Origin of the sequence: Streptomyces sp. NPDC055962 (assembly GCF_042270185.1) — a bacterium.
GTDB lineage: Bacteria > Actinomycetota > Actinomycetes > Streptomycetales > Streptomycetaceae > Streptomyces.
The window spans coordinates 991,444-1,009,756 of sequence record NZ_JBHJYN010000001.1 but is presented as its reverse complement, the minus strand read 5'-3'; the positions used below and the strand labels follow the sequence as shown (position 1 = coordinate 1,009,756).

The 18,313-nt window shown below is 71.8% G+C and carries 18 protein-coding genes; 9 read left to right on the top strand and 9 right to left on the bottom strand.

Annotation, left to right across the window (positions count from 1 at the left end; all coding sequences use genetic code 11):
• Positions 1-99 precede the first annotated feature (99 nt).
• A complete protein-coding gene (locus tag ACFC51_RS04525; RefSeq protein ID WP_376378187.1) occupies positions 100-609 on the bottom strand; it encodes a carboxymuconolactone decarboxylase family protein in 510 nt (169 codons plus the stop codon).
• A gap of 47 nt (positions 610-656) precedes the next feature.
• Between ACFC51_RS04525 and ACFC51_RS04520 the strand changes: the two genes are divergently transcribed.
• From ACFC51_RS04520 to ACFC51_RS04510, 3 genes are all read left to right on the top strand, one after another.
• The gene (locus ACFC51_RS04520; RefSeq protein ID WP_376526958.1) at positions 657-2,057 is read left to right on the top strand and encodes a PLP-dependent aminotransferase family protein; all 1,401 of its coding nucleotides are present in this window, start codon (positions 657-659) and stop codon (positions 2,055-2,057) included.
• A 127-nt stretch (positions 2,058-2,184) separates the two neighbouring features.
• Positions 2,185-2,466, top strand: coding sequence for a hypothetical protein (locus ACFC51_RS04515; RefSeq protein WP_376378193.1), 282 nt, complete (start codon positions 2,185-2,187; stop codon positions 2,464-2,466).
• 7 nt (positions 2,467-2,473) lie between these two features.
• The gene (locus tag ACFC51_RS04510; RefSeq protein WP_376378195.1) at positions 2,474-3,661 is read left to right on the top strand and encodes a glutathionylspermidine synthase family protein; all 1,188 of its coding nucleotides are present in this window, start codon (positions 2,474-2,476) and stop codon (positions 3,659-3,661) included.
• Positions 3,662-3,771: 110 nt separating this feature from the next.
• Here ACFC51_RS04510 and rocD read toward each other — a convergent pair whose 3' ends face one another.
• The 3 genes from rocD to ACFC51_RS04495 all read right to left on the bottom strand — a co-directional run bounded on the left by rocD (position 3,772) and on the right by ACFC51_RS04495 (position 6,643).
• Positions 3,772-5,001, bottom strand: coding sequence for an ornithine--oxo-acid transaminase (gene rocD, locus ACFC51_RS04505; protein ID WP_376526956.1), 1,230 nt, complete (start codon positions 4,999-5,001; stop codon positions 3,772-3,774).
• 446 nt (positions 5,002-5,447) lie between these two features.
• The gene (locus tag ACFC51_RS04500) at positions 5,448-6,065 is read right to left on the bottom strand and encodes a hypothetical protein (RefSeq protein WP_376526954.1); all 618 of its coding nucleotides are present in this window, start codon (positions 6,063-6,065) and stop codon (positions 5,448-5,450) included.
• Positions 6,062-6,643 (bottom strand): RNA polymerase sigma factor, encoded by a 582-nt coding sequence (locus ACFC51_RS04495; protein WP_376378236.1) that lies wholly within the window; start codon positions 6,641-6,643, stop codon positions 6,062-6,064. Before ACFC51_RS04495 ends, ACFC51_RS04500 begins: the two co-directional genes overlap by 4 nt.
• A gap of 183 nt (positions 6,644-6,826) precedes the next feature.
• Between ACFC51_RS04495 and trpS the strand changes: the two genes are divergently transcribed.
• Together trpS and ACFC51_RS04485 are read left to right on the top strand one after the other, a co-directional pair.
• Entirely contained in the window at positions 6,827-7,840 is a 1,014-nt protein-coding gene (gene trpS, locus ACFC51_RS04490) for a tryptophan--tRNA ligase (RefSeq protein ID WP_376378204.1), read from the top strand.
• 90 nt (positions 7,841-7,930) lie between these two features.
• Positions 7,931-8,521: a 2'-5' RNA ligase family protein gene (locus tag ACFC51_RS04485; RefSeq protein ID WP_376526952.1), complete on the top strand. Its 591-nt coding sequence runs from the start codon at positions 7,931-7,933 to the stop codon at positions 8,519-8,521.
• Between the two features lie 124 nt (positions 8,522-8,645).
• Here ACFC51_RS04485 and ACFC51_RS04480 read toward each other — a convergent pair whose 3' ends face one another.
• Both ACFC51_RS04480 and ACFC51_RS04475 read right to left on the bottom strand, forming a co-directional pair.
• Complete coding sequence (locus ACFC51_RS04480; protein ID WP_376378210.1) at positions 8,646-9,404, bottom strand: decaprenylphospho-beta-D-erythro-pentofuranosid-2-ulose 2-reductase; 759 nt, start codon at positions 9,402-9,404, stop codon at positions 8,646-8,648.
• Positions 9,405-9,570: 166 nt separating this feature from the next.
• A complete protein-coding gene (locus ACFC51_RS04475) occupies positions 9,571-10,920 on the bottom strand; it encodes an FAD-binding protein (RefSeq protein ID WP_376378213.1) in 1,350 nt (449 codons plus the stop codon).
• Positions 10,921-11,048: 128 nt separating this feature from the next.
• Here ACFC51_RS04475 and ACFC51_RS04470 point away from each other — a divergent pair, with 128 nt between their 5' ends.
• On the top strand, positions 11,049-11,984 hold the full coding sequence (locus ACFC51_RS04470; protein WP_376378215.1) for a YihY/virulence factor BrkB family protein: 936 nt from the start codon (positions 11,049-11,051) through the stop codon (positions 11,982-11,984).
• Here the strand turns inward: ACFC51_RS04470 and ACFC51_RS04465 are convergent.
• Positions 11,932-13,176 carry a D-alanyl-D-alanine carboxypeptidase family protein gene (locus tag ACFC51_RS04465; protein WP_376378218.1) on the bottom strand — a complete coding sequence of 415 codons (1,245 nt, stop codon included), beginning with the start codon at positions 13,174-13,176 and terminating at the stop codon, positions 11,932-11,934. The genes ACFC51_RS04470 and ACFC51_RS04465 overlap by 53 nt on opposite strands.
• Before the next feature lie 121 nt (positions 13,177-13,297).
• On the opposite strand from ACFC51_RS04465, the gene ACFC51_RS04460 reads away from it, so the two are divergent.
• The 3 genes from ACFC51_RS04460 to ACFC51_RS04450 all read left to right on the top strand — a co-directional run bounded on the left by ACFC51_RS04460 (position 13,298) and on the right by ACFC51_RS04450 (position 16,621).
• Positions 13,298-13,543 (top strand): SCO4848 family membrane protein, encoded by a 246-nt coding sequence (locus ACFC51_RS04460; protein WP_376378221.1) that lies wholly within the window; start codon positions 13,298-13,300, stop codon positions 13,541-13,543.
• Between the two features lie 54 nt (positions 13,544-13,597).
• A complete protein-coding gene (locus ACFC51_RS04455; RefSeq protein WP_376526950.1) occupies positions 13,598-14,926 on the top strand; it encodes a metallophosphoesterase in 1,329 nt (442 codons plus the stop codon).
• Between the two features lie 141 nt (positions 14,927-15,067).
• Positions 15,068-16,621 carry an ABC transporter substrate-binding protein gene (locus ACFC51_RS04450; protein WP_376378227.1) on the top strand — a complete coding sequence of 518 codons (1,554 nt, stop codon included), beginning with the start codon at positions 15,068-15,070 and terminating at the stop codon, positions 16,619-16,621.
• 171 nt (positions 16,622-16,792) lie between these two features.
• Here the strand turns inward: ACFC51_RS04450 and ACFC51_RS04445 are convergent, their stop codons facing one another.
• Positions 16,793-17,563, bottom strand: a complete 771-nt coding sequence (locus tag ACFC51_RS04445; RefSeq protein WP_376378230.1) for a TetR family transcriptional regulator — start codon at positions 17,561-17,563, stop codon at positions 16,793-16,795.
• 134 nt (positions 17,564-17,697) lie between these two features.
• Positions 17,698-18,285: a hypothetical protein gene (locus tag ACFC51_RS04440; protein WP_376526948.1), complete on the bottom strand. Its 588-nt coding sequence runs from the start codon at positions 18,283-18,285 to the stop codon at positions 17,698-17,700.
• Positions 18,286-18,313 lie beyond the last annotated feature (28 nt).

The following is an 18,313-nucleotide window of genomic DNA, read 5'->3' as shown; positions in this document are numbered from 1 at the left end:
CCGCTGGTCCGCCGGTCCGCCGGTCCGCTGGTCCGCCGGTCCCTGGACCGACGGTCCAGCGACACGGGTCCCGGCGACACGGGCCCCGGTGGCTCGGGATCAGTGCTTGATGTCGCCGGGCGTGTAGTGCCCCGGGGTCAGCCGTGCGGTCACGCCGAACCGGTTCCAGGCATTGATCACCGTGATCGCGGCGATCAGCTGGGCGAGCTCGGCCTCCTCGAAGTGCTTGGCTGCCTTCGCGTAGACCTCGTCGGGCACGAAACCGTCGGTGAGGACGGTCACCGCCTCCGTCAGCTCGATCGCCGCCAGCTCCTTCTCCGTGTAGAAGTGCTGCGACTCCTCCCAGGCGCTGAGCTGGATGATCCGCTCGACGGACTCGCCCGCCGCGAGGGCGTCCTTGCTGTGCATGTCCAGGCAGAAGGCGCAGTGGTTGAGCTGCGAGGCGCGGATCTTCACCAGTTCGAGCAGGACCGGGTCGAGTCCCTTACGGGACGCCGCGTCCAGCCGGACCATGGCCTTGTAGACATCGGGGGCGAGCTGGGCCCACTGCAGACGGGCGGGGTGTTCGGGGGCGTTGGCGCTGGGGGTGTGATGCGTGTGCGTCGTCATGCGATCGACGCTAATGGCCGGGTGGCGCACCGGTATGGTCCACTTCCATGACAGATTCCTGGGCCGCTTTCGGTGCCGACCTGCACATCGAGCCCGTCGGTTCGGGCCTCCGCAGCGGGCTGATGGACGCGCTGCGGGAAGCCGTACGGACGGGGCGGCTGACGCCCGGCACCCGGCTGCCCTCCTCCCGCACACTGGCTGCCGATCTCGGGATCGCGCGCAACACGGTCGCCGACGCCTACGCCGAACTCGTCGCCGAGGGCTGGCTCACGGCACGGCAGGGCTCGGGCACCAGGGTCGCCCGGCGGGCCGAAGCGCCCGGGCCCGTGGGCCGGGATCCCCGGGCCAGGCCGGTGCGGCGGCGACCCGCCCACAATCTGATGCCGGGGTCTCCGGACCTCTCGGCCTTCCCGCGCGCGGAATGGCTCAAGGCCGGCCGGCGTGCCCTCACGGCCGCACCCGACCTGGCCTTCGGGTACGACGACCCGCGGGGGCGCGTCGAGCTGAGGACCGCGCTGGCGGACTATCTGGCACGGGCCCGCGGTGTGTACGCGGATCCCGAACGCATCGTCGTCTGCTCCGGGTTCGTCCACGGGCTGACCCTGATGGGCAAGGTGCTGCGGCGCCACAAGGTACGGGGGACGGCCGTCGAGTCCTACGGGCTCGACATCCACTGGAATCTCCTGGCCGAGGCGGGGCTGGCCACCCCGTGCATCCCGGTGGACGGGCTCGGGGCCAGGACCGGGGCGCTGGGAGAGGTGCCGGGCGTGGGGGCTGCGCTGCTGACCCCCGCCCACCAGTTCCCCACGGGTGTCCCGCTCCATCCCGACCGACGGGCCGCGGCGGTCGACTGGGCGCGTTCCTCCGGCGGACTGATCCTCGAGGACGACTACGACGGTGAGTTCCGCTACGACCGCCAGCCGGTGGGTGCGCTGCAGGGGCTCGATCCGGAACGGGTCGTCTACATGGGGACGGCGAGCAAGTCACTGGCCCCCGGCCTGCGGCTGGCGTGGATGGTGCTGCCCGAAGAGCTGGTGGAGGAGGTGTGCGCGGCGAAGGGCGGCTTCGACTGGATGTCCGGAGTGACGGACCAGCTGACGCTCGCCGAGTTCATCACGTCGGGAGCGTACGACCGGCATGTGCGGGCCATGCGGCTGCGCTACCGGCGCCGCCGCGACCAGCTCGTCGAGGCGCTCGCCGAGCGGGCACCGGACTTCCGGGTGAGCGGCATCGCCGCGGGGCTGCACGCCGTGCTCGAACTCCCCGAAGGGACGGAGCAGTCGGTCGTCCAGGCGGCCACCTGGCAGGGGCTCGCGCTGGAGAGGCTCTCGCGTTTCCGGCACCAGGACGCGGAGCCGGGGCGTGACGGGCTGGTCATCGGTTACGGCACGCCGTCGGAGAGCGGCTGGGCGGGCGCGCTGGACGCGCTGTGCCGGGTGCTCCCGTAGCCGGGGCGCCGCCGTCGCGGAGGAACGCGCGACACCGGGTTTCAGTCGCGCCTGCCGTGCATCTAATCTGACTGGCGGTTCGCAGGCGGGCAGACGCCGGCGTGTCGGTACGACGGGGAGACACCACATGGACACGCGCAGGCGCCGGCTGAGGTCGAGCACCGTCGTGCTCGGCGGCATGGGGATGCTCGCGGCGACGCTCACCGCTTGCAGTTCGGAACCGGACGAGCGGTGCGTCGACCCCGTGACACAGGAGATCCTGCCGAGCTACGAGTGCGAGGACGGCAACGGCAGCGGTAAGTACTACTACGGTGGCAGCAGCCACAAGAACCGGATGTCCGGGGGCAGTTTCGACAAGTCCGCGGTCGAACGCCACGGATTCGGCTCCTCCGGCTCCAGCGGCGGCTGACACCTTCATGGAACGCCGCACCACGGACCCGCGCCCGGGCTGGCAGGAGACCGTCGAGGAACAGGGGCTGATCTACCCCCTGACCCGCTACCCGGACGGGTCCCTGCGCCCCTACTGGGACGAGAGCGCCTACTACGTCTTCTCCCTGCCCGAGGTCGAGGCTCTCGAGGAGGTCGTGGAGGAGCTCCACGGGATGTGCCTGGCCGCAGCTGCGCACATCGTCGACCGCGACCGCTTCGCCGATCTCGGGATCACGGACCCCCGCCTCGCGCGGCTGATAGCCGAGTCCTGGCGGCGCCGTGCCGAACTGCCCTCCCTGTACGGCAGGTTCGATCTGCGGTACGACGGGGACGGCCCGGCCAAGATGCTGGAGTACAACGCCGACACCCCCACCTCGCTGGTGGAGGCGGCCAGCCCCCAGTGGTTCTGGATGGAGGACCGCTTCCCCGGGGCGGACCAGTGGAACTCGCTGCACGAGCGTCTCGTCGATGCCTGGAAGCGCCAGGCGCCGCTGCTGCCACCCGGCCCGCTGCATTTCGCCCACTCCGACGGCGACGAGCTGGGCGAGGACCTGATGACGGTCGCGTACCTGAGGGAGACCGCCGAACAGGCGGGGATCGCCACCGAGGCGCTCTCCGTCGAACGGATCGGCTGGGACCGGCTGTCCGGCCGTTTCGTCGACGAGCGGCTCCGCTTCATCCGCAGCTGCTTCAAGCTGTACCCCTGGGAGTGGCTGGCGACGGACCGCTTCGGTCCCCATGTGCTGGACACCCTCGACAACGGCGGTGGCACCGGCAGCACCTGCTGGATCGAACCCGCCTGGAAGATGCTGCTCTCCAACAAGGCGCTGCTGGCCATCCTCTGGGAGCTGTACCCGGGCCACCCCAACCTCCTGCCCGCCTACCTCGACGGCCCCCGCGAACTGGCCGGCGCCGGGGCCGCGGGGTACGTCGCCAAGCCGCTGCTCGGCCGTGAGGGGGCCGGGGTCACCGTCCACGAACCGGGCAGCGCCCCGGTGCTGCGCGACGAGCCCTGCTGCTACCAGGAGCTGGCACCCCTGCCCGACTTCTCGGGCAACCGTGTGGTGCTCGGCGCCTGGGTGGTGGAGAACGAGTCCGCCGGACTCGGGATCCGGGAATCGGCGGGGCTGATCACGGACGAGTACGCCCGCTTCCTGCCCCACGTCATCCTCTGATCCGGCGACCGGCAGCCCCGACCGGGGCGACCGGAGGCCCGGCTGCCACAGCCGAACTGGCACCCCGGCCGCCCCGGGGCACCGGCCCTCAGATCAGCCGGGTCTGCCGGTCAGCCCGCCACCCGGTCGGCAGGCGACCCCGCCAGCACGCCACGGAGCTGTTCCAGCCCCCAGTCCAGATCCTCCTTGCTGATCACCAGGGGCGGGGCGATCCGGATCGTCGAGCCATGGGTGTCCTTGACCAGCACACCGCGGTCCATCAGCTTCTCCGAGATCTCCCGGCCGGTCCCGAGAGCCGGGGCGATGTCGATCCCCGCCCAGAGCCCCCGGCCCCGCACGGCCTCGACCGCGCCGCCGCCCGTCAGCAGGCCCAGCTCACGGTGGAGGTGGTCGCCCAGCTCCGCCGCGCGCTGCTGGAACTCACCGGTGCGGAGCATCGCGATCACCTCCAGGGCGACCGCGCAGGCCAGCGGATTCCCACCGAACGTCGACCCGTGCTCGCCCGGCCTGTGGACACCGAGGACGGCGGCGGACGACACCACGGCAGAGACGGGCACGACACCACCGCCCAGCGCCTTGCCCAGGACGTACATGTCGGGCACGACGCCCTCGTGCTCACAGGCGAACGTCCGGCCCGTGCGTCCCAGACCCGACTGGATCTCGTCCGCGATGAACAGCACGTTCCGCTCCCGCGTCATGTCCCGCACCCCGGCGAGATAGCCGGGGGGCGGGACCAGCACCCCGGCCTCGCCCTGGATCGGTTCCATGAGCACCGCGACGGTGTTCTCCGTCATCGCCTCGGAGAGCGCGGTCAGGTCCCCGTACGGCACGATCTCGAACCCCGGTGTGTACGGGCCGAAGTCGGCCCGCGCCTCGGCGTCCGTGGAGAAGCTCACGATCGTGGTCGTCCTGCCGTGGAAGTTGTCCGCGGCCACGATGATCTTCGCCATTCCGTCCGGTACGCCCTTGACGCGGTACCCCCACTTGCGGGCCGTCTTCACCGCCGTCTCGACCGCCTCCGCCCCCGTGTTCATGGGGAGGACCATCTCCATGCCGCAGAGGTCGGCGAGCTGCGCGCAGAACTCGGCGAACCGGTCGTGGTGGAAGGCCCGCGACGTCAGCGTCACACGGTCGAGCTGCGCCTTGGCCGCGTCGATCAGACGACGGTTGCCGTGTCCGAAGTTGAGTGCCGAGTAGCCGGCGAGCATGTCGAGGTAGCGGCGCCCCTCCACGTCGGTCATCCAGGCGCCGTCCGCCGAGGCGACGACGACCGGCAACGGGTGGTAGTTGTGTGCGCTGTGCGCCTCGGCGGAGGCAATGGCGGTTTCCGTGGTCGACACGGGATCTCCGTTCGTCGTGCGGCGTGGGCGCGGGTGGTGCCCACTTTGTATCGTCGGTCGGATGCGGGACACGGAAACCTTCCGTGCGCGGCGCGCCTCACGGGCCCCCTCCCCGGGCCTCGCCCCGCCGGTTCACGCGCCGATCAGCCGGCGAGGAGCTCCCGGCGCCGGCCGGGCTCCCGCCGTCGCGCTCCGGACCGCAGGGCAGCTGCCGTCAGCCCCGATCCCACAGCCGGACCGGGTCCCGCCCGCCACCAGCGGTCCAGGAGCACCGAGGGGCCGGAGGCCCTCGGCGGCCCTGCCCTCGGCCGCCCTCCCCTCGACGTCGGCCGCTCTCGCATGTCGTCCCCTCCGCAGGCCGGCCGGCCTCCCCGGACAGCATCACCTCGGATACACCGGCCGGCGGGCGGAGGTTCCGCCCGATACGCCCGCACCTCGGGGACTGCTCAGGGGGCGTACCCGGTTGTCTCCTGAGCCCGGGCCGGGAAGGCGTCGAGACCTATCGCCCGCCCGTCCTCCCGCCGGCACGGCGTGACCGTCGACCGGCCCTCCGGCAGACCTGTCACCGCGACCGCGCCCGGTGGGCCGAGCGCGCCGGGCTCGACCGGCCGGAAGCCCGCACGCCGGACCGGGGCCGCCTCGGGAGCGGACACCGGGACGCCGCAGTCCCGCCCCGTCGCCCGGCCCGGAAGGCCGTCCAGTGGTTCCGGGGCCCACTGCACCTCGACCCCGCCGAAGGCGAACCACTCGACGGCCACGGCCCGCACCGGCGGCGTCAGCACCAGCACGACCAGCAGACCCGAGCAGGCAGCGGCCAGGACCCGGAGACGCCGTCGGCACCCTGCGCGGATCCGCTCCCGGAGCCGCGCGGGCTCCCGCACGGGCACGGGCACCCCCTCGGCGACGATCTGCGCCATGACCCGCTCGGCCATCGTGGCGCCGTCGGTCTCCGGCACCCCCGGCCCGCCGCCCAGCGCCATGAGCTCCGCCCGCAGCCGCGCCCGGCTCCCGTCCTCCGGACGCCCGAGGCGTCCGGGCCCGTCCGTGTCCCTCGCACCGCTCACCGCTTCTCCCCGCTTTCCCCTGAGATCCGGCCGTCCCGATCAGGGCCCAGCTGTCCGCCGAGCCGCCGCTCCAGCTTCTTCAGCGCACGGTTCAGCCGGGACTTCACCGTCCCCCGGGGCCAGCCGAGGGTCTGCGCCGTCTCCGCCTCGCCCATCTCCAGGAGGTACCGACACGTCACCACCTGGCGCTGCTCCTCGCTCAGCTCGTCCAGCGCCGCCGCCAGCAGCGTCCTGCGTTCCTGCGCGAGGGCCACCGCGGCCGGGTCCGCCGCATCGGGTATCACCGGATCCGCCCCCCGGTAGCAGGCCTCGCGTCCGGCCACCGCTCGCGCACGCCCTGCCGAGCGGACCGTGTTTCTCGTCTCATTCATCACGATGCGCAGCAGCCACGGCCTGAACGGGGCGCCGTCCCGGAAACGGCCCAGGGCCCGGTACGCCTTGAAGAAGGCCGCCTGCACCACATCCTCCGCGTCAGCCCCCGCTCCGAAGGCGACAGCCGCCCGCAACGCGACGCCCGTGTGGGCACGCACGAGCTGCGCGTATGCCTCGACGTCCCCCGCGCGCACGCGGGCGATCACCGCGGCCTCGCCGTCGGCACCATCCCCCGACGGTCCTCCGGCACGCCCGACAGCACCGCTCCCGCCCCCGGTCCCGGCGGCACAGCTCTCCTCCGGGCCCGGCTCCAGAGCCCCCTCCAGCGTCCTCACATCTTTCCTACACCGGTTGCCGGAGATCGGTTCCGCACCTGAGACAATGAGTGCATGGCCTCTGATCGACCCCGCGTGCTTTCCGGAATCCAGCCCACCGCAGGCTCGTTCCACCTCGGCAACTATCTCGGTGCGGTCCGCCAGTGGGTGGCGCTGCAGGAGTCCCACGACGCCTTCTACATGGTCGTGGACCTGCACGCGATCACCGTGCCGCAGGATCCGAAGGAGCTCCGGGCCAACACCCGGCTCGCCGTCGCCCAGTTGCTGGCGGCCGGGCTCGATCCGGAGCGCTGCACCCTCTTCGTGCAGAGCCACGTGCCCGAACACGCCCAGCTCGGCTGGATCATGAACTGCCTCACCGGCTTCGGCGAGGCGTCCCGCATGACGCAGTTCAAGGACAAGTCCGCCAAGCAGGGCGCGGACCGTGCGACCGTGGGCCTGTTCACCTACCCGGTCCTCCAGGTCGCCGACATCCTCCTCTACCAGGCCAACCAGGTCCCGGTCGGCGAGGACCAGCGCCAGCACATCGAGCTCACCCGCGACCTCGCCGAGCGATTCAACGGCCGTTACGGCGCGACCTTCACCATCCCGGCGCCGTACATCCTCAAGGAGACGGCCAAGATCTTCGACCTGCAGGACCCGGCGGTCAAAATGAGCAAGTCGGCGTCCACGCCGAAGGGCCTGATCAACCTCCTCGACGACCCGAAGGCCACCGCCAAGAAGGTCAGGAGCGCGGTCACCGACACGGACACCGTCATCCGCTACGACACGGAGAAGAAGCCCGGGGTCAGCAACCTGCTGAGCATCTACTCCACCCTCACCGGTACCGCCGTCACGGACCTGGAACAGAAGTACGAGGGCAAGGGGTACGGCGCGCTCAAGACCGACCTCGCCGAGGTCATGGTGGAGTTCGTCACCCCCTTCCGGACCCGGACCCAGCAGTACCTGGACGACCCGGAGACCCTGGACGCCCTCCTCGCCAAGGGGGCGGAGAAGGCCAGGACCGTCGCCGCGGAGACCCTGGCGCAGACCTACGACCGGATGGGTCTTCTGCCCGCGAAGCACTGAGTCCAAGGACCCTGGCGAGAGCAGGGCCGGAGGGGCCACACTGGCGTCGGCACGACCGAAGAACGCACTTCGAGGATTGAGGAGAACGATGTGGGGACCGTAACGCTCGGCGTTTCGATCGCGGTCCCGGAGCCGTACGGCAGCCTGCTCCAGGAGCGGCGCGCGAGCTTCGGGGACCCTGCCGCGTACGGCATCCCCACCCACGTCACCCTTCTCCCGCCGACCGAGGCCGAGGCGGCCGATCTGCCGGCCATCGAGACCCACCTCTCCCAGATCGCCACGGCCGGCCGCGCCTTCCCGATGAGGCTGTCCGGCACGGGCACCTTCCGGCCGCTCTCGCCGGTCGTCTACGTCCAGGTCGTCGAGGGGGCCTCGGCCTGCTCCTGGCTCCAGAAGCGGGTCCGGGAGGCCTCCGGGCCGCTCGTGCGCGAGCTCCAGTTCCCGTACCACCCGCACGTGACCGTGGCGCACGGCATCGCGGAAGAGGCGATGGACCGTGCGTACGAGGAGCTCTCCTCGTACGAGGCGGCCTGGACCTGCGGCTCCTTCGCGTTGTACGAGCAGGGCGCGGACGCCGTCTGGCGCAAGATCAACGAGTTCCCGTTCGGCGCCGGCGGGGGCGCGCCCGCCGTGCCGGCCCAGGGCGGCAGCTCCATGGACCAGCCCTCCCTGCGCCCCTGAGCCCGGTACCGGTCCGATCGGGCCGGCACCGCACCGGCCCGATCACGACGCGGGTCCGCACCTGCCCGATCTCACCGGCCGATCACGACCCGGGTCCGCCCGCGGCCGCCGCCGGGGCAAGGCCCTACCGCACCGGCAGGCGCCGGAAGAGCGGGCGCGGTACGTGCCGCAGAGCCGACATCACCACCCGCAACGCCCCGGGAACCCAGACGGTCTCCGAGCGCCTCCTCAGCCCCGTCACGATGGCGTCCGCGACCGCGCCGGGTGTCGTGGCGAGCGGTGCCTCCTCGCGTCCCGCCGTCATGCGTGAGCGCACGAAGCCCGGACGCACCACCATCACGTGCACCCCCGTCCCGTGCAGCGCGTCGCCCAGCCCCTGCGCGAAGGTATCCAGGCCCGCCTTGCTGGAGCCGTAGATGAAGTCGGCGCGCCGGGCGCGTTCACCGGCCACGGACGAGAGCACCACCAGCGACCCGTGCCCCTGCGCCTGCAGCGCGCCGGCGCACACCAGCCCGGCGGAGACCGCCCCGGTGTAGTTGGTCTGCGCGACGCGCACGGCGGAGAGGGGCTCCTCCTCGTCACGGGCCTGGTCGCCCAGGACGCCGAAGGCCAGCAGCACCATGTCGATGTCGCCCTCGGTGAAGAGCTTCCCGAGCACCTCCTCGTGGGACGCGGAATCGAGCGCGTCGAAGGCGACGGTGCGGACGTCGGCGCCCAGCTCGCGGAGGTCCGCCGCGGCCCGCTCCAGGGCCGGGGAGGGCCGCCCGGCGAGCCGCACGGTCCGGGTGCGGCGGGCGATCAGCCGCCGCGCGGTGGCCAGGCCGATCTCCGAGGTGCCACCGAGGACGAGCAGGGACTGCGGGGCACCGAAGGCGTCCTTCACGGGATTACTCCTAGCGGGGATGACGGAGAGCGCTGTCGAGCGAACGGAGGAGCGGAAGCGCGGAAGCGCGGAACGGGCGGGGGAGCCGCGGGGACGGGGCCGCGGACGGCCGGGCCGTGCCGGGGCGACGTGGCGCCGGGGACACCGCCCCACGCGGCCCGGACGGTCAGAGCGCGAGGCGGCGGGACAGGTCGGAGCGGAAGGCTCCCGTAGGGTCCAGCTCCTCGCGCAGGGCCCGGAACTCCGGGAGCCGCGGGTACATGGCGGCCAGCAGCCCGGGCCGCATCCGCGCGTCCTTCGCCAGGCAGACCCGGCCGCCGGCCGCCGCCACCTCCGCGTCGAGCCCGTCCAGGAGGCGCGCCAGACCGGGCAGGCCGGCCGGCAGCCCGAACGAGAGCGTCCAGCCGGGGGCCGGGAACGACAGCCAGCCCGGACCGCCTTCGCCGAACCGCTTGAGCACGGCGTGGAAGGCGGGGGCCCGGCGCAGGGTGATCTGCCGGACGATGCGGTGCAGGGTCTCCTCGTGGCCGTGCCCGAGGACGAACTGGTACTGCACGGAGCCGGACCTGCCGGGGACACGGGCCCACGCAGGGGCGGCGTCCATGGGGTGGAAGAAGGTGGAGACCTTCTGCAGCTCCCCGGTCCGCGAAGCGGGGGCCCCACGGTGACGGAGCTCGTTCAGGAGCGCCGCCGGGGTGCGGCCGAGCAGCCCCTCGGGGACGAGGGCGGCTGCGGGAGGGAGCTTCCCCGGGCGGAAGGCGAGCGCGGTGCGCCGGGCGCGCGCCGGGAGCGCGTCGAGGGGCGTGTGCTCCCCGCGCGTCACGATTGCGCGCCCCGTCGACCTGCCGCGGGCCAGGAGATCGATCCAGGCGGCGGCGTACGGGGTGTGGTCGCCGCAGGCGCTCAGCCGGGCCAGTGCCCCGTCCAGATCGGCCGCCCGTGCGGTGTCGACCGACATCAGGGAGGTGGCGACGGGGCGCAGGCCGAGGGTGGCGGAGAGGATCACGCCGGTCAGCCCCAGGCCGCCGGTGGTCGCGGCGAACAGGTCGGTGCCCGGCAGGACCGTACGGACCGCACCGTCCGCGGTCAGCAGCTCCAGGGAGCGCACGTGCCGGGCGAAGGAGCCCGCCGTCCGGTGGTTCCTGCCGTGCACGTCGGAACCGATGGCGCCGCCGACGGTGACCTGCCGGGTCGCCGGGGTGACCGGGAGGAACCAGCCGAGGGGGAGCAGGGTCGCCATCAGACGGTGCAGGCTCACCCCGGCGTCGCAGACCACCGTCCCCGCGACGGCGTCGACCGCCCGGATCCTGTCCAGCGCCGTCATGTCGACCACGGATCCGCCGGCGTTCTGCGCGGCGTCCCCGTGGGCGCGGCCCAGGCCCCGGGCGACGACCCCACGGGGCCCGCGGCCCCGTACGGCGACCGCGGCGTCTTCGTACGTACGGGGGCGGAACCGCAGCGCGGTCGTCGGGGCGGTGCGGCCCCAGCCGGTCAAGGACACCGTGTCGACGGACATGAACGTGACCGTATCGTCCTGCAAAACCCTTTTGAGGGATTTGTTACAGCACTCACCGAAATGGGTGATTGGTGTTCCGGGAGGCTCCGGACACCGGTTTTCTGCGCGCGGAGGGGTACGCGTACGTCATGGACTGGCTGAAAAAACTTCCCGTCATCGGGCCGCTCGTCGCGCGGCTGATGATGACGCACGCCTGGCGCTCCTACGAGACGCTGGACCGGGTCCATTGGACGAGGCTCGCCGCGGCGATCACCTTCCTCAGCTTCCTCGCGCTCTTCCCGCTGATCGCGGTCGGCGCCGCGGTCGGTGCCGCGCTGCTCTCGCCCCAGCAGCTCGACACGATCGAGGACAAGCTGGCCGACCAGGTGCCGGGCATCTCGGACCAGCTCGGCATCGACAGCCTCGTGGCCCACGCGGGCACGGTGGGGGTCGTCGCCGGTCTGCTGCTGCTCTTCACCGGCATCGGGTGGGTCGGCTCCATGCGGGACTGCCTGCGGGCCGTGTGGGACAAGGACGACGTGGACGAGGGCAACCCCGTCGTCCGCAAGCTGAAGGACGCGGGCCTGCTCCTCGGCCTGGGCGGCGCGGTCCTCGTGACGCTCGCCGTGTCCACCGTCGCCTCCACGGCCATCGGCTGGACGGTCGACCGCCTGGGCATCCCCGAGAACGGCGTGGGCGGGGTGCTGCTCCAGGTGGCCGCCGTGGCCGTGGCGGCCTTCGCCGACTTCCTGATCCTGCTCTACCTGCTGACCCTGCTGCCCGGGGTGGAGCCGCCGCGCCGCCGGCTGATCGTGGCCGGTCTGGTCGGCGCCGTCGGCTTCGAGCTGCTCAAGCTGCTGCTCGGCAGCTACATGCGGGACGTCGCCGGGAAGAGCATGTACGGCGCCTTCGGCGTGCCGATCGCCCTCCTCCTGTGGATCAACTTCAGCGCGAAGCTGCTGCTGGTCTGTGCCGCCTGGACGGCGACACCCAGCAAGGACGAGGAACCGGCGGACGAGGAGGCCGCTGCCATCAGTGACGGGGAAGACGGCGCACCAGGTCCGGCAGCGGCCAGCGCCGGTTGACCAGGAACACGCCGCCCGCCAGGACCACCAGTACACCGCCGGCGATGGACAGGGCCGTCCAGGCGCCGTTGGTGCCGGCCGGTCCGGCGGCGGCCGCGGCGGCCGCGTGCTTCTTCTCTGCCTTGTCCGCACCCGCGGCCGGTGTCGAGTCCTTCGCGGGCAGGGCGGACCTCGGCGGCACCAGCTCGCCCACGGGGGTCACCTTGCCCTCGGCCGAGAAGCCCCAGTCGAGCAGGTGTGCAGCCTCCTTGTAGACGGCGTGGCTCTCCTCGGACGAGGGGTTCATGACCGTCACGAGGAGCACCTTGCCGTCGCGTTCGGCGATGCCCGTGAAGGTGTTGCCCGCGTGGGTGGTGTAGCCGTTCTTGACGCCCGCGATGCCCTGGTACGGATCCACCCCGATGTCCCCGGTGATCAGCCGGTTGGTGTTCTGGATCTCGAAGGTCTCCCGCTTCTTGCCCTTCTTCTGGTCGCCGGGGAACTCCGCCGTCGCCGTCGCGGCGTACTCGCGGAAGTCGGCCTTCTGCATGCCGCTCCGGGCGAACAGGGTCAGGTCGTACGCGCTGGAGACCTGCGTCGGCGCGTCGTAGCCGTCGGGCGAGACGACCGTCGTGTCCAGGGCCTGCAGTTCCTCCGCGTGCCGCTGCATCGCCGCGACCGTCGCGGGCACGCCGCCGTACATCTCGGACAGCACGTGCACCGCGTCGTTGCCGGAACGGAGGAACACGCCGAGCCACAGGTCGTGGACCGTGTAGGAATGGTCCTCCTTGACGCCCACCAGGCTGCTTCCCTCGCCGACGCCCGCGAGCTCGTCCTCGGTCACCAGGTGGGTCATCGTCTTCGGCTGCAGGGCGGGCAGCACCGTGTCGGCGAAGAGCATCTTCAGGGTGGAGGCGGGCGGGAGCCGCCAGTGCGCGTTGTGCGACGCGAGCACCTTCCCGTCCTCCGCGTCGGCGACGATCCACGACCGCGCGGTGAGCTCCTTGGGCAGGACGGGGGCGCCCGGTCCCAGTTCGACCTGGGTGCCCACCTCGCCCAGCCGGTTGCCGCCCACGGTCGACATCCGACCCGTCGGTACCGGCTGCTTGTCGTCGGTCTTGTCCTTGTCGGCCGCCCCCGCGGGACTGACGACACATACGGACAGCAATGCGGCAGAGAGGACCGTCATTACGGTCTTTTTCAGAGCAGGCACGGTCGGAAACGTACAGGGCGTTGCTGAGGATGGGGACACGGATGGCCTGACCCGCCGTGCATACCGCCGGGTCGGCCCACCCCGGGCGTGAGGGCGGGAAGGCGGCGGCGATACTGATTCCATGAAGCTCAGCCGCCCCGTCTCCTGGTTCCTGCTCGTTTTCGGAGCGTGGAGCTGGGTCATCTGGGTCACCTTTGTCAAGAATCTGTGGAAGGACGGCAGCGGGCTCGCGTTCGACGACGCGGGCGACCCGACCGCCTACTTCTGGGTCCATCTGCTGCTCGCCGTCACCTCGTTTCTTCTGGGGACGGCTGTGGGGGTCATCGGGTTCCGTGGAGTCAGGGCCCTGCGTCGCGACGGCGGATGACACCCCGCGTAAGGGCGGGCGTCGGGGCAAGATCGTTTCAGCGGGGGAGCGTACGTGATCGTGGTCTTCGTGCTCGTGGCGGTGGCGGTTCTCGCCCTGCTCGCCGGAGTGCACCGCTATGTGTGGCGCCGGCTGATCGGTGACACGACGCGGAAGGGGAGCCCCGCCCGCCGGGCGGGGACCGTCGCCGCCTTCGTGCTGCCGCTGCTGAGCGTCGGAGCCCTCGTCTCCAGCCGTGCGGGAGTGCCCTTCCCGGTGCAGCAGGCGCTCGCCTGGCCCGGCTACCTGTGGCTGGCCGCCCTGCTCTACCTGACGCTGGCCCTGCTGGTGGGAGAGGCCGTACGCCCCCTGCTGCGCCGGGTGCTCGCCCGCAGGGCCGGAGCGGCCGAGGAGGCGGACCGGACCGACGCCGCGGCCGCTGCGCACCCGGGCCGGACGACGGAGCCGGCCGCCGAGCGGGTGGACCGGGCCGTGGCGGACGACGCCGGTTCCGGCACGGGCAGCACCCGTACGGACGTCGCGCCGGACCCCGGGGCCACCGCCCCGGCCGTCGCCGACCCCTCCCGCCGGCTGTTCGTCGCCCGCACGGTCGGCGGGGCCGCCGCCCTTGCCGGGCTCGGCATCGTCGGGAACGGCACCTACGGGGTGCTCCGCGGTCCCCGCACCAAGCGGATCACCATCCCGCTCGCCGGACTGCCGCGCTCCGCCCACGGCTTCCGGATCACGATGGTGAGCGACATCCACCTGGGCCCCCTCCTGGGCCGCGCCCACACCCGGCGCGTCGTCGACGCGATCAACGCCACCAGCCCCGACCTGGTCGCCGTGGTGGGAGACCTCGTCGACGGATCCGTCGCCGACCTCGGGCCCGCGGCCGAGCCGCTCGCGCAGATCGAGTCCCGGCACGGCAGTTACTTCGTCACCGGCAACCACGAGTACTTCTCCGGTGCCGCCGAGTGGGTCGACCACGTACGCGAACTGGGTCTGCACCCGCTGGAGAACGCCCGAATCGAGGTCGCCGGCTTCGACCTCGCCGGGGTCAACGACGTGGCGGGCGAGAGCGAGGGCCAGGGACCCGACTTCGCCCGCGCGCTCGGCGACCGGGACCGCAGCCGTGCCTCCGTCCTCCTCGCCCACCAGCCCGTCGTCATCGACGACGCCGTCGAGTACGGCGTGGGTCTCCAGCTCTCCGGCCACACCCACGGGGGCCAGCTCTGGCCCGGCAACCTGGTGGCCGAGCTCGCCAACCCGACCGTCGCCGGGTACGAACGCTACGGCGACACCCAGCTGTACGTCTCGCGCGGCGCGGGCGCATGGGGTCCGCCCGTACGCGTCGGGGCTCCCTCCGACATCACCGTGGTGCAACTCGCTTCCCCGCAGGCCTGAGCGCGAAACCTGTGAAAGGCCAGTCTGACCTTCCGTATGTGAATATCGTGTGATTGAGTGACGGTGAACATGCGGCCGTGATGCGATGAGGCACCTCTCCATGCACGCGAGCCGGGGGTGGGTTGGCAAGGGAGCACGGCAATGCGGTTCATCCGTCTACGGATTCTCGCGATTCTGGCGGTATTGGTCATCGCAGGCGTCGGCGCCTGGCAACTGCTCCCCTCGGACGAGGTGAACGAGTCCCCGATCACGGTGGGCACGTCCGACGAAGTGACCTCGCTCGACCCGGCAGGCGCGTACGACGCAGGCTCGTGGGCGATCTACAGCAACCTCTACCAGTCGCTGATGACCTTCAAGTCCGGGGCGGTCGTGCCGGAACCGGACGCGGCCAAGAGCTGCGGCTTCATCGGCCAGAAGCTCCAGACCTACCAGTGCGAGCTGCGGGACGACCTGACCTTCTCCAACGGCCGCAAGATCACGGCCGCGGACGTCCGGTACTCCTTCGAGCGGATGCTGAGGATCAAGGCCGACGCCGGGCCCTCCGTGCTGTTCCCCAGCCTCGACACCGTCGTGTCCGAGGGCCGGACGATCACCTTCAACCTCTCCGCGCGGGACGCGACGTTCCCTCAGAAGCTCGCGACGGGCGCCGGATCCATCGTCGATCCCACCCTGTACCCGAAGGACAAGCTGCGCGCCGGCAACCAGGCCGACGGCTCCGGCCCGTACACCCTCAAGTCGTTCGAGCCCGGTGTCCAGGCGGAGCTGGTGCCCAACCCGTCGTACAAGGGCGCGCTGAAGCAGACGGGCGGTCCCGTCGACATCCGCTACTTCGAGGGGTCCGAGGCGCTCCAGGCGGCCTGGACGGCCGGGGACGTCGATGTCACGCACCGTCAGCTTCCCGCCGAGACGCTCGCCGAGCTCGACCCGGGCGCGAGCGAACAGCGCGTCACCGAGGCGGACAGCGCCGAGATCCGCAACCTCGTCTTCAACGTCCGTGAGGGATCGCCGCTCGCGGACAAGAAGGTGCGCCAGGCCATCGCCTGGCTCATCGACCGCGGACCGCTGGTCACCAAGGTCTACCGGAACACCGTGGAACCGCTCTACTCGCTGATCCCGCAGGGATACATCGGGCACAGCACCCCCTTCTTCGACTCCTACCCGCAGTCGGACCCGGCCCGGGCGAAGGCGCTCATGCAGGAGGCGGGCGTGCAGCTCCCCCTGCACATCACCTTCGCCCACCGCGACGACGACGCCAACAAGGAGGAGTCCACCGAACTGGTCCGCCAGCTGGAGAAGGACGGACTGTTCGACGTCACGGAGAAGGCCGTGGAATGGCAGGCGTTCCAGAAGGGGTACGCGGCCGGCGAGTACGACGCGTACACCCTGGGCTGGCTTCCCGACTTCCCGGACCCCGACACCTTCAGCCAGCCGCTGGTCGGCCGCGACAGCTCCCTGCACAACGGCTACACCAGCACCAAGATGGACGCGCTGATCGCCGCCACCCAGCAGTACAGCGACCGTGGCCGGACCTCGGCCGACTTCAAGGAGCTCCAGGAGCTGGTCGGCAAGGACGTGCCGCTGGTGCCGCTGTGGCAGAAGAAGGACTACGTCGTCAGCAAGCAGTCCGTGTCCGGCTCCCAGTACCTCTCCGACGGCACGGGGCTCTGGCGGCTGTGGGAACTCAAGTGGATCTGACGCCCGGCAGCAGGCCCGGCGGCCGGATCTGAGGCCCGGCGCCCCGGGCCGGCCCGATCCGAGGTGCGGCGCCGGAGCCGGCCTGATCGGACGACCGGTGCAGGAGTCGACGAGGTCTCGGGGGGCCGCGCTCGGGGACGCGGCGCCCCGGGCCGGGGTCCGGCGCCGGAGTCAGCCCGGTGCGACGTCCCGTGGGCCGGACGACCGGCGGGGCAGGAACTCGACCAGTACGTCGTGGATCTGCCGCACGAGCGGCCGCAGCACCCGGAAGCGGGAGAGCGCGATCGCCCGCGCGGCGATCGGGGCGGTGCGCTCGACGAGCCGGCGGCTGCGTTCGGTGCCCTCGGACCGGTCGTAGACCCAGAACAGCACGAGCCCCATCTGCATCAGCCACATCAACTGCGGCAGCAGTGCGGCCAGTTCCGGATCCGCCTTGACGGAGGAGCCCGCAAGGCAGCGCTCGTGCACGGAGATGACCGCGTCCCGGGCCGCCGCCGACTCCTCCGAGAAGGGGGAGAGCGGGCTGTCCGGGTCCGCGGCGTTCTTGAAGAACTGCGCGGCGAAGCGGTGGTGGGGGCCGGCCACGTCCAGCCAGGTGAGCAGCACGCCCCGGATGCGTACGGCAAGATCCCTGTCCCCGGCCAGTACGGGCTGCACAGCGGTCTCGTGGTCGGTGGCGAGACGGTCGTAGAAGCCCTGGACCAGGTGTTCCTTCGACGAGAAGTAGTAGTAGGCGTTCCCGACGGAGACGCCCGCCTCCTGGGCGATCGCCCTCATCGTCGTCCTGTCGTACCCGCGCTCCTCGAAGAGCCGGAGCGCGGTCTCCAGGATGCGGGTGCGGGTCTGCTCACTCTTCGGCGCCCCCGCCTTCCCTGCCGCCCGGTCGCCTCCGGCCGGCTTCGATCCGTCCGCGTCCGTCACGTGTTTCTCCTGCTCCACCACGGTCCCCAGGCTAGCCGGGAGTGCGCCGTGCCGGAGCCGGGCCCCGGAGAGCGGGGAGGGCCCCGGAGAAGCGCCTGAGGGCCCAGGAAGGCGCGGGCGGCCGCCTCCTGGCCCCGGGGCACCGCTTGCTCGTCTCAGGCGCTCATCGAACGCGCGGTGTTGACCTGGGACATGACCCACTGGAAGGTCTCCGGACCCGTCGCCGGGATCATCGTCTGGTGGTGCCGGCCGCCGCTGGTGACCGTGATCTGCACGAAGCCGGTGGTGCGCTTCTCCTTCATCAGGAGGAACAGCAGTCCGATGAGGCAGAACAGCGCGAAGACGATCGCCAGCACGATGCCCACCGTCGGGATCTTCTCCTCGGTGCGCGACATGTCGGTCGCCGTCCACACCGCGCCCTTGAGCGGCAGGGTGCCGGACGGGGTCACGATGCCGTCGCTCATCACCGTGATGTCACCGAGCGAGAGCATCGGCACCCCGCCGCCCTGCTGCACCGGCAGGTTGAAGCCGGGCTCGGTCGGTTGGCCGGGGCCCGGGTAGCCGTAGCCGGGGCCGGGCTGCGCCGCGCCGTCGGGCAGGGGCTGCGGGTAGCCGTACGCGGGAGTGGCGCCCGGCGCCGGATAGCCGTAGCCCTGGCCGTCCGGCATCGTGGGCGGGTTGCCCGGCGGCTGGGGCGGGCCCCACTTGTATGAGTCGTCCGCGTACGGATTCGGATCGCTCACAACGTTCCCCGTTCTCCATCAAGCCATC